This window comes from Shewanella surugensis, from assembly GCF_023284005.1.
Classification (GTDB): Bacteria; Pseudomonadota; Gammaproteobacteria; order Enterobacterales; family Shewanellaceae; genus Shewanella; species Shewanella surugensis.
The window spans coordinates 1-10,612 of the sequence record NZ_JAKIKS010000153.1 but is presented as its reverse complement, the minus strand read 5'-3'; the positions used below and the strand labels follow the sequence as shown (position 1 = coordinate 10,612).

The window sequence follows — 10,612 nt, the reverse complement described above, 5'->3', positions numbered from 1 at the left end:
GATTGACATCGTTCGGCATAACATTCCTTGTCATTCGCATGAATAGTGTGATGAGACTTGTAGTGGCCAAATTAACTATGCCACTACACTATTCTAAATATAGTCAAGTTTTTTAACTTGGCAGATTGAACCTTTTATTGAAAAGGTTCAATTCATACTGAATACACTCTTCACATGAGCATATAAAAGAGGCTGTCATGAATAACGACCTAGAAGCTTTTTGTCTTAAAATGATGAATCGTTCATTTTGGGAACATGTGCCTGATGAACGATTTCAACGTCGAGTGGAATTTTTGAAACACTGATCGAGTTTACGCTCAAGACATTAAAATGTCAGCAAGCTGAATGCTAAAACAATACCACAGAAATATAGTATGCTATTACTGGGTAGCTAATAAGCCTTCTGGGGTTGTTTTGGGTACTTGACTAATATCTTGCTTCAATGGATTCAGAATGAGAGTTAATCGCTCTACCAGTGATAAGGCTCCATTATCACTGGTATATTCAAGTAAACTGATATTTAACCAAGCTGATTTTTTAGGTAGTAGCGCTGATGCTTATCAGAGTAACCATGAACAATTGCAGCAATTAAAGAACAAAAAGCAATTAGGACAGCATCAGGATCTCCAAGCCCTCGCCCCTCCTCCAGAAGAATTAATATTCACCATTTCTTTAAATATCAACAAAGCTTATTGTTAGTAACTTGCTAAATAAAGGCGTAAAAATAGATATTTGTTACATAAGGCAACCTTATTTTAGCAATATACTAAATTGCAGCACTAGACCATGGTCTCGTTTTACCAATTCATAGTAAAATCACAACGATACAACACGATGCAACACGATACAACACGATACAATATGTAGGAATATATTGCTGAGAGTATTTGTAGATCATACAAAACAACAATCAGTAATGTTTATTAATTATTTCCTAATGGATTAAACATGTTGTTACCTTTTCGATTTTTTATTTTTATTACTGCCACTCTCTATGGCAGGTTTTACCTTCGCTAGTGGGAATTGTGAGTCTGATGAACAATTTGAGGCTCGGCTTCCTATATCAAGTAATAGCTTTAGCGCCCATGATAGTTCGCTGTTTGGCGAAAAAATTGATTTATATACGGGAAGAGTGAGTTTTCACCAAACTGATTTAGTGATTAAAGGTAATGGCCCTGATATTGTGATCAGCCGTACTTTAAAAGATCAAGGCCAATCTCTATACCCAAAGAGACTGACTAACAGTCTGATGCTTGATTGGTCATTAGATATTCCTTCTATTCATACGACACTTTACAAGAAACCTAAGCAAAAAGGAGACAATTATAAGGATCATATGCGATTACTATATGGTTCTTGGGGGATGGGTAAGGCTTGTTCAGGTAATATTAATCCGACAGGTTTAACAAAAATACCAAAAAAAGCGGATGATCCAGCCATCTCATGGTCTGGTGATTTTTTGTCGATTGCAGGGCAAGATATGCTTTTACTTGAAACTCCAGCTAAAGATGGCAAGTTTAGACGTAAAACTACTTCTAATTGGCGTTTTAGTTGTAATACAAAATTGACAAACAGCAACGATGAAGGTTTCGTTGGTTATTCCCCTGATGGAACTAAATATACGTTTAATAAATTGAGTGTGTCTCGATATAACAAAGGTTCTAAGCTGGGAGCCTTTGAGGCACATATATTAGTTACTAAAGTAGAGGATAGGTTTGGAAATAGTCTTCAGTATCATTATGAAAATATACAATTGATTAAAATTACAGCCAGCGATGGTCGGGAAGTGACCTTTGAATATGGAAAATTACACCCTAATCATTCAAATACTCAATTAAAAGCAATCCATCATGGTGACAAAACATGGCAATATGAATATGCTGGCGGCAGGTTAAGTAAAGTTATTTTGCCTGACAATAACCATTGGGGGTTTCAGCATTCTTCTAATAACCGTAGGAATCTATCGACAAGAATTGATGGTACATTTAACACTGGAGGGAAAACTGACATTACCATGCATCATCCTGATGGTGCCAAAGGTGTATTTAAATTCAAAGTACAAAATTTTGGCCGTTCAAATACCCGATCTATAGCGCGAACAGCTTATGATTATAAGAAGAAAAAAAACTACACTATTAAGTTCAGGTGGCCTGATAATCCTGTGTTGGCATTAGAATCCAAAACGATTACTTATGCTAAAGACAAGAGCATGATATGGCGCTACAGCCATTCACAAACTAAGGGGTCATGGTTTACAACTAAACCAAACGATTCTAATAACTTAAAAGAAGACCTGCCCTCTAATATTATAGATAATACCTCTGAATATGGACTTGTTCACTTTGGATTCCCTCTTATAGGGAAGGCACATCATAAATGGGTTAAAGAGATCCGTCCTGATGGTAGCTTTGTGAAATATTATTTTAATCGAAATGGCGTCAGTTCGTTAGAAGGTCAGCTGATGGCGACACGGACTTATGATAAAGGCGGCTTAATTGAAGAAGTACAATATGATTATACTACTAGCCCCGTGGGCAATTCAGGGCTATTGTTAGATAATCTGTTTAATAAAAATGTACGCATTTCACAAACTAAGAAGGTTATCGATTTAGCTGGGGATACTTATACGACTGAGTATAGTCAGTTTAATCCGTATGGCGCAGTGCAACATATCCATGAATATAACAACGTTAGCCATAATGAACGGTATATCAAGCTGAGTTATCAGCATAATCTTGATAAATGGGTATTAAATTTACCGCGATTAGAATATGTTTCGCTTGATAATCAATTTAATACGGCTACCAAGGAAACAACTTATCACAAAGACAGTTTATTGCCTCACCAGTCAAAAGAAATGGGAAGTTTAGTTAAAACGAATACTTACCATAAAGATGGTCAGCTTAAAAAAATTGACTATCATGGTAGCCAACGGTATGAACTATATGAAAGTTATTTTCGTGGAATTCCTCGTAAGATCACTTTACCCTGCTCACTCGCCAATGGTTGTTCAACTGCGAATGGTAGCAGTAAAAATACTGTAGTGACTAAAGTTGATGTTAATTCAGATGCTACAGTGAAAAGCATCACCGACTTTAAAGGCCATAAAACCAACTACGAATATAATGCGATGGGTTGGTTAACCAAAGAAAATTACAATAATAAGGCCATTGAGAATAAAGAAATCAGCTACACCAAGGTCAACAGTGATGGCGATGATGGGGGTTATAGTGGGTTAGTAAGTAAAGGCTTCACTAAAAGAACGCTTAAGCAAGGGGATTATGAGCAAGTTAGTTATTTTGATTTTATGTTACGCCCAGTATTGGAGATTGAGCGGGATATTAAAAAAAATAATACCACTTATTATAAACGAAAGGGGTATGATCATGAGGGACGTATCACTTTTGAAAGTTTTCCCCATCATGTTTTACATCATAAAGCAAGATTGAGAACCCAATATGATGCTCTAGGGCGTATTCTCGACGTTACTCGTGAGAGCGATGGCGGAACGACAAACTATGAGTATCTAAAAGGCAATCGAGTCCGTATTATTGATGCAAAAGGAAATACCACGACTAACAGCTACCTTGCTTATGGTATGCCGAGTCATGATTTAGCTGTTGAGATTGATGGACCAGAGCATAGCTTAACGCAAATTAACTATAACCTATTTGGTCATATCACTCAGATCGCCCAAGGCGGAAAGCAAGAGAAGCGTATTTATGATACAAGGCAACGCCTTTGTAAAATCGTTCGACCAGAGACAGGGATCACAGCAGTTGGGTTTAATAATCAGAATCAGCCTGTTTGGCGCGCTGAAGGTACCAAAGGAAGCTCAAAAATTTGTGATGCGAAGGTGGTGCCTGAATCCCATAAAATCAAGTTTCAATATGATCAACTTGGGCATTTAAAAGCGGAAATATATCCTGATAATACTCCCAATAAGAGTTATCGTTACGATGAAAATAATAATTTAACCCAGCTCAATGCAGGGAGTATTAAATGGCAATATCAATATAATGGTTTAGATCAGCTTTCCAGTGAAGCATTAACCATAGGGGCGAAGAAACTCAGCATTAAAAGAGAGTATGACAAGTTAGGTCATTTATCATCGCTAACTTACCCTACGGGCACAAAAATGGCTTTTGCACCTAATGCACATGGACAGCCTACAACCGCTGGTAACCTTATTACGAAAGCAATTTATTACGGCAATGGTCAACTACGATCTGCTCGTTTTGAAAATGGCCTTAGTTATGGGACTGTATTAGATACTTCGCAGCGCATTAACAAATTGCAACATCTGAGTAAAGACAGTAAGGCACTAGCGCTCACTTTCACTTATGATAATAATGATAACGTAACAGCAATCAATGATCTTGTTAATACGAAATACAGCGTGAAGCAAATTGGTTATGACGGTTTAGATAGGCTGACGCGCGCCAAGGGTAAATGGGGAGCGGGGAGTTATCATTATGACAGTTTAGGTAACTTCACCAGCCGTAGCGTGAGTGGTGGTAAAATAGATTATCAATATGATAATAAAAACCACCTTACACAAGTGACTGGTGCTTATAAGTATCAATATAGCTATGATGCGAGAGGTAATATCACTAAAAATGGCCGTTACGCCCTGAGTTATAATAAAGCCAATCAACTGGTGAGTGCGAATGGCCAAACCTCTATTTACGATGGGTATAATCGTCAGGTTAAAAGTAGTAATAAAGCAGGCAGCCGCTTTAGCCTATACGATGTCAATGGGCAATTACTTTATCGTGAGGATGAAAAGGGTCTTAAAACGGAATATATATACCTTGGTAACAAACTCATTGCGGAAAAACGCGATCAAACGATTATTTATCAACATACCGATCATTTAGGCACGCCACTGGCGCAGTCCGACGCTAAGGGAAAAGTGACAACCCGTAACTATTATGAGCCATTCGGCAAGCGTTTAAGCGGTGACAAAGCAGGCATAGGCTACACAGGTCACTTGCATGATAAAGAGTTAGGATTAACCTACATGCAAGCCCGATATTATGATCCACTTATTGGCCGTTTTTACAGTAACGATCCAGTGGGGTTTGCGGGTGGTAGTCATAGCTTTAATCGCTATGCCTATGCCAATAATAATCCCTATAAGTATGTTGATCCAAATGGTGAATGGGCTGTACAAGCTGCTGGGTTTGCGACGGGTTTTGTGATTGGAGCGGGGCTTGATATCTACAATAGCCAAGATTTTAATTTGATGAATACAGTACAAGCAGGTGTTATTGGAGGAACGGTTGGATTGGCTTCGACTTTTGGTGGTGGATGGCTAGGCACTATGGCTATGGGGGGGACAGCAAATGGTTTGGGCGAGCTCGCCAATCAGGCTTTAAAAGGTGAATTTGCACCGTATAACGTGGCTGAAGCTTTTATTCTGGGTACTTTTGGTGGCGCGCTGGGTAAAGGAGGGGCTCAAGCTTTGATTAAAAGACGCGGCTTTCCCAATAATACCTTAACCCAGAGCCAGCATAATATGACGCCATCAACAACATCTCGAATTTTGCAAAATTCCTATAGCCCTGCGTATACCGATGCTAAGCGGAGTGTGGCTGAAGTCCAGATCGGCGCAGGCTATGGGGGGGCAGCGGGCTTTGCCAGTTCAGCAACCAATGGCTTTAATGGGGGGGCGGAAACCATAGTGGATTATGTTTCACAATTACCCGAGTGGTAAGGATTTATATAAACGTACATTGAATTGCGTTTAATTAAATCAATATATAGATTGTAGTACCTTTGATTGTGAGTTAGCACATTTACAATGTGCTAACTTTTTTATTACTGTGGGAGTTTCTGATAACTTTTGCTTTGAAAGTGTTTTATATGTTACATAAGGAAAACCATGCAACGAATACACATCGACGACGGTAGAACGCCAAAAGCACGACGTTACCGGGCAATGATTTTATACAGTTTATTGACTTTGGTTATTATCATGCTTTATGTTGTAACGATCTCAGTTGCTTTTTTATTTGGATTTGATCCTCTTGCAAACGTAAAATCCATGCCCATATCGGGAATTATGATCTTTATATTAATATTATTGATAATTTTACTATCGGGAATATTCTTCATTTATTTGATGATGAAATGTGCAGGGGCTCTGTTTAAAAAGTTTAATATTTGATTGAAAGAGATATTCAGACTAGCGGGGGCATTATATAACAATGATGACTGTTAATATAGTTTCCATAGGTTATTCTTCAAACTATTCCAATACACAAAATTAATCTGGAGCTTACGGCAGCATAGGATCTAAGTGCAAAAGTGGTGAAATTACAGTCAGCAACAAACCTTAGATAGTAGAAAAAAGACTCAAACTATCTAAAGTTCTACCAGTGATAAGATCGCTTATCACTGGTAGGGAAACTCTTGCAGTACAGTCAGATTTGTCTATGCTGACCACAATAGTTAGATGTACTAAAATTGCGCTTAATTTAGAACAAATGAGCTACATCGAGTAATTCTTATTCTTCATGTTTATACATTAAAGCAAAAATTCAAAGGTTTGTGATAATAGCGGCTGTCTCTTTGCCTCTTGAGGTATTCGCTTCCCATCAATATACCTTCTCGGATCAACAGTGACAAAGCCCCAAAACTGTAAAAAACGCGTGATAAAACGTGATCCGATAATCATTTCGAGCAGATTATGTGATGAGAAATATTCATCATTTGAACATTGGCTCAATAACGCTGGAAAAGCGGTTGCGACTTCGCCAGCTAATGTGTCAATAGAACCATGTGACCGCAGTCGCCATAGCATAAATAACCAAAAAGGTTGTAAATCAATATCATCAGAGAAATTATCGAAGTACCCCCAATTGTATTGCTTAATGGCTGCTTCTAACATGGGCAAAAAGAAAGCACTAATCCCCTGTGCTTTATACTGTTTTTGTGCTGTCTTTTTTACGTGATAGCGGCCACTGCGACGATAAATGATCCCTGACAGCTCAGCCAATAATCGAGCATAATGCAGTGCATTAAACTTGTCTTCATTACTGCCAGCAAATTCGCTAATGCTTAACTCTGTTTCAAACCCTGCCACAGCAAACTCAGGTAATAATTCGCTGGCTTGCTTAACGAGTTTGGTGGGTAAGTTACCTTTACTGGTGGATTTAAAAGAACCACCATGTTGCATGGCTTCTTCAAGGATCAGCGACAAATAACGCATCACAGGGCAAGCAGTTAAATCCTCAGGAACACAGAGCGTTAAACTTTCTAATTCGCCAAATGGCGCATACAACCAGTTATACATTTGTGCTGGCGATAGACCACAAAAATCATCATATGCACGATTATTATATTCTGCCGCCTTATGTTGAGCCACTACATTGAGTTCGTCTATGCTCAAATTGGCATTCATCGCTGTTATTTGTTTCAGATCATCGATGATGTCAACACGCTGTTTTGACATCGCATCCATACAACAGCTTTTATATTTTTTACCACTGCCACACGGACAAGGATCATTGCGACCAGCCTTCATTTATCACCCTTTTGTCTTATTATTGTTGACGCTGAATATGATACACGACTAGCCCCATTATAAGTAGGAAGTGGTTTCTTTACTCATAGTGCATTAACCTAACTGGTCTCACTATTATGCGCACTGTGTTTTTAGCACTCATTTTATACGGTGATTATATTCTTAATAGACAGAAGGTGGAGTTTTAAAAGGTCAAAACCCAAAAGTGAAATTACTCTACCGCCCATTTTCGCACGAATGTACACAGCACCCTATTTACCATCAAAAATTACGCATGGAGTTTGTACAAAAAATTGGTTCGCTGGGGAGCGCCTACTTAGACTTTTATCTTCCTCTACCAGTGATAAATCGTGTTTATCACTGGTAGAGAGATAAACCCAATTATTATGATTATTTCTTTACTATATTTTAAGTTAGAACATTATTGTGTGGATAATAAACTGTATGGGATGCTCAAAGTATAAATTCATAGAAGCTTATTTCAATGGGTGGGGGGATAAACTTGAAAGAGCAAAATTTCTAACCGATTCGAAAAAGTTCCATTTAGAGGGGTTAACTGTTCTGCTATGCCATATTTCCGCACTTGCTCGGGGTCGATACCCTGAGCTATACGATAGAGATTCATTCAAAAAAGTAGTAAAAAAATACTCAGGGAAATATGATTTATTTGAAAATATCGACTTACTTTTTCTATTCCAATACCAGGACTCAAAAGTATCTGATTGCTCAATTTATAAGAAATTGACACATTATGATGAGATTATACTTGCAGTTGAGCGGGCTATTGGAACAGAAGAGGATATACATGGTAGTTGTTGTCTCCGATACCAAAAGCGGGAAAAACTGCTGGAGATATTAAAAAACGCTGATATATCAGGGTTTAACTGTGATAACTTCGAGAAATACATTGAGCTCTTTTCAAATAATCAAATACTTTATGATTTCGCTCGGTGTGAGGCGGTGCACAATCAGCATTTCCCGCTAATAAATATAGGATTTAGTCCTTTGGATAAGCAGGAGTCTTATACATCGAATCATCAAATTGATTCAAAAGTACTGACCGAAACCCTCTATGGATTAGTTGAGAATCTAAAAATTGAGTGCTTAGAGAAGGAACTATGGCCTTGTGAATTGTAAAGGATTGTGGAACAAACAAAAGCAGGCGGATATTTCGAATCGTTTTGTTGGGTATCGGGCTTCATACCTCGTATTATGTAGAAAGGAATAGTACGCAATCCGTTGGGCAATGCTAACTCACAATACGTTCCCTCATTCAAACTACTTTTAAAGAGATTTTTTCTCTAACTTTTTTTGCCCATATTACAAGTTAAACAAACCAGTGATAAAAAAGCCTTATCACTGGTAGGGGGGGATCTTAGTGAAGACATCACTTATTCATTGTTACGCTTGCTTTGATAATGTTGGAACAAATGCTATCGTGAAAGAAGTTATGTTTACCGCCAATATTTAAAAGAGGAACCTATGACTAAGTGGCTGGAGTCATATCAAAAAGAAGCTGAAAATATTGTTCAAGAAAGGGCTATTTATGAAAATAGTAGTCAACGCCTTGGTGCCAAAATATTTGATAAATTGTCATTTCTATTCTTACTCTCTGGTTTCGTAAGCTTAGGGTTGGTCGCTTTTATTGACGTTACGCTGATTCAATCGACGTGCTTATTTGTAATCAGTTTTGTATTAAGTCCAACTGATGGAGACAGGTCAGGAACAATGATCAAAGGCATGGCAGAAGACCTAGCAAATATTCGTATTAATACAGCTATAGAAAGTAAGAACAAAACCGAAAAATGAAAAAACTCACAGATAAGGATAGGCCGCGCGCAGCCACGACCTATTCCAAGCGCTGAATATACCAGTGATAATGGAGCCTTATCACTGGTAGGCTACAAGTTAGAATCCTAAAGAATATAACTGAATAATAAATAAGGTAATTTATGAGAATTATAATAATAATGGCGATATTTTTACTATCAGGCTGCTCTTCAGGTGTCGTTAAAATGGAGCGGGATTCTTATATGTTATCCGAGAAAGCAGGTGGATGTGGGTTCGCTACTGGCAGTGGGCAAGAAGCTGAAGCCTACAAGAAAGCTAACAAGTTTTGCAGTAAAAAAGGGCAGCAAGTAGAAACCATATATGTCGCAGCCAAAGATGGAATTCCATTTGTTCGTTGTGCAAGCGCTCAATTAAAATTCAAGTGTGTACAATAGAAATTGTATTACCTAATAAAATATGAACACTTGGGCTGTGCTCAACAAAATATCGTTAAAGGACTGAAATGAAAGTTGAAAATATAACTTACGGAATATCACTTATGGTATTGCTTACAGGTTGTGCTACTACAACAATAGGCCCAATAGCTGCGGGTAAAAACACTTATGTAATGTCTCGAGAAGAAGGTGCATTTCCATCTGGCAGTGAGCCATTAATGGCTGAGGTGTTAACTGAGGCTGGTATCTTTTGCTCAAGTCAAGGCGAAAAAATTAAATTAATTAATTCTACTGAAAATTCTGGCCCATATATCTTGGGTAATTACCCAAAAGCAACAATTACTTTTTCATGTATTGATATTATGGTTACGCGATAACAGGTGTGACTAATCAATTCATAAACCAGTGATATGGAGCCTTATCACTGGTAGAGCGATTAACTCTCGTTCTGAATCCATTGAAGCAAGATATTAGTCAAGTACCAAAACAACCCCAGAAGGCTTATTAGCTACCCAGTAATAGCATACTATATTTCTGTGGTATTGTTATTAGCATTCAGCTTGCTGACATTTTAATGTCTTGAGCGTAAACTCGATCAGTGTTTCAAAAATTCCACTCGACGTTGAAATCGTTCATCAGGCACATGCTCCCAAAATGAACGATTCATCTTTTTAAGACAAAAAGCTTCTAGGTCGTTATTCATGACAGCCTCTTTTATATGCTCATGTGAAGAGTGTATTCAGTATGAGTTTAACCTTTTCAATAAAAGGTTAAATCTGCCAAGTTAAAAAACTTGACTATATTTAGAATAGTCTCATCACGCTATTCATGCGAATGACAAGGAAAGTTATGCATA

At 37.9% G+C, this 10,612-nt stretch carries 9 protein-coding genes; 7 read left to right on the top strand and 2 right to left on the bottom strand.

What is annotated here, in order from left to right; translation table 11 throughout:
* Positions 1-161 precede the first annotated feature (161 nt).
* From L2764_RS28620 to L2764_RS23675, 3 genes are all read left to right on the top strand, one after another.
* Positions 162-305 (top strand): DUF8812 domain-containing protein, encoded by a 144-nt coding sequence (locus tag L2764_RS28620; RefSeq protein WP_512701023.1) that lies wholly within the window; start codon positions 162-164, stop codon positions 303-305.
* 148 nt (positions 306-453) lie between these two features.
* Positions 454-699, top strand: coding sequence for a hypothetical protein (locus tag L2764_RS23680; RefSeq protein WP_248942811.1), 246 nt, complete (start codon positions 454-456; stop codon positions 697-699).
* Between the two features lie 295 nt (positions 700-994).
* Positions 995-5,719, top strand: coding sequence for an RHS repeat-associated core domain-containing protein (locus L2764_RS23675; RefSeq protein WP_248942809.1), 4,725 nt, complete (start codon positions 995-997; stop codon positions 5,717-5,719).
* 813 nt (positions 5,720-6,532) lie between these two features.
* Here the strand turns inward: L2764_RS23675 and L2764_RS23670 are convergent.
* The gene (locus L2764_RS23670; protein WP_248942808.1) at positions 6,533-7,531 is read right to left on the bottom strand and encodes a YecA family protein; all 999 of its coding nucleotides are present in this window, start codon (positions 7,529-7,531) and stop codon (positions 6,533-6,535) included.
* Positions 7,532-7,975: 444 nt separating this feature from the next.
* On the opposite strand from L2764_RS23670, the gene L2764_RS23665 reads away from it, so the two are divergent.
* From L2764_RS23665 to L2764_RS23650, 4 genes are all read left to right on the top strand, one after another.
* A complete protein-coding gene (locus L2764_RS23665; RefSeq protein WP_248942807.1) occupies positions 7,976-8,668 on the top strand; it encodes a hypothetical protein in 693 nt (230 codons plus the stop codon).
* A gap of 345 nt (positions 8,669-9,013) precedes the next feature.
* Positions 9,014-9,340, top strand: a complete 327-nt coding sequence (locus L2764_RS23660) for a hypothetical protein (RefSeq protein ID WP_248942806.1) — start codon at positions 9,014-9,016, stop codon at positions 9,338-9,340.
* A 143-nt stretch (positions 9,341-9,483) separates the two neighbouring features.
* Complete coding sequence (locus L2764_RS23655) at positions 9,484-9,756, top strand: hypothetical protein (protein WP_248942805.1); 273 nt, start codon at positions 9,484-9,486, stop codon at positions 9,754-9,756.
* A 68-nt stretch (positions 9,757-9,824) separates the two neighbouring features.
* A complete protein-coding gene (locus tag L2764_RS23650) occupies positions 9,825-10,133 on the top strand; it encodes a hypothetical protein (protein WP_248942804.1) in 309 nt (102 codons plus the stop codon).
* A gap of 218 nt (positions 10,134-10,351) precedes the next feature.
* Here L2764_RS23650 and L2764_RS28615 read toward each other — a convergent pair whose 3' ends face one another.
* Positions 10,352-10,495 carry a DUF8812 domain-containing protein gene (locus L2764_RS28615; protein ID WP_512701022.1) on the bottom strand — a complete coding sequence of 48 codons (144 nt, stop codon included), beginning with the start codon at positions 10,493-10,495 and terminating at the stop codon, positions 10,352-10,354.
* Positions 10,496-10,612 lie beyond the last annotated feature (117 nt).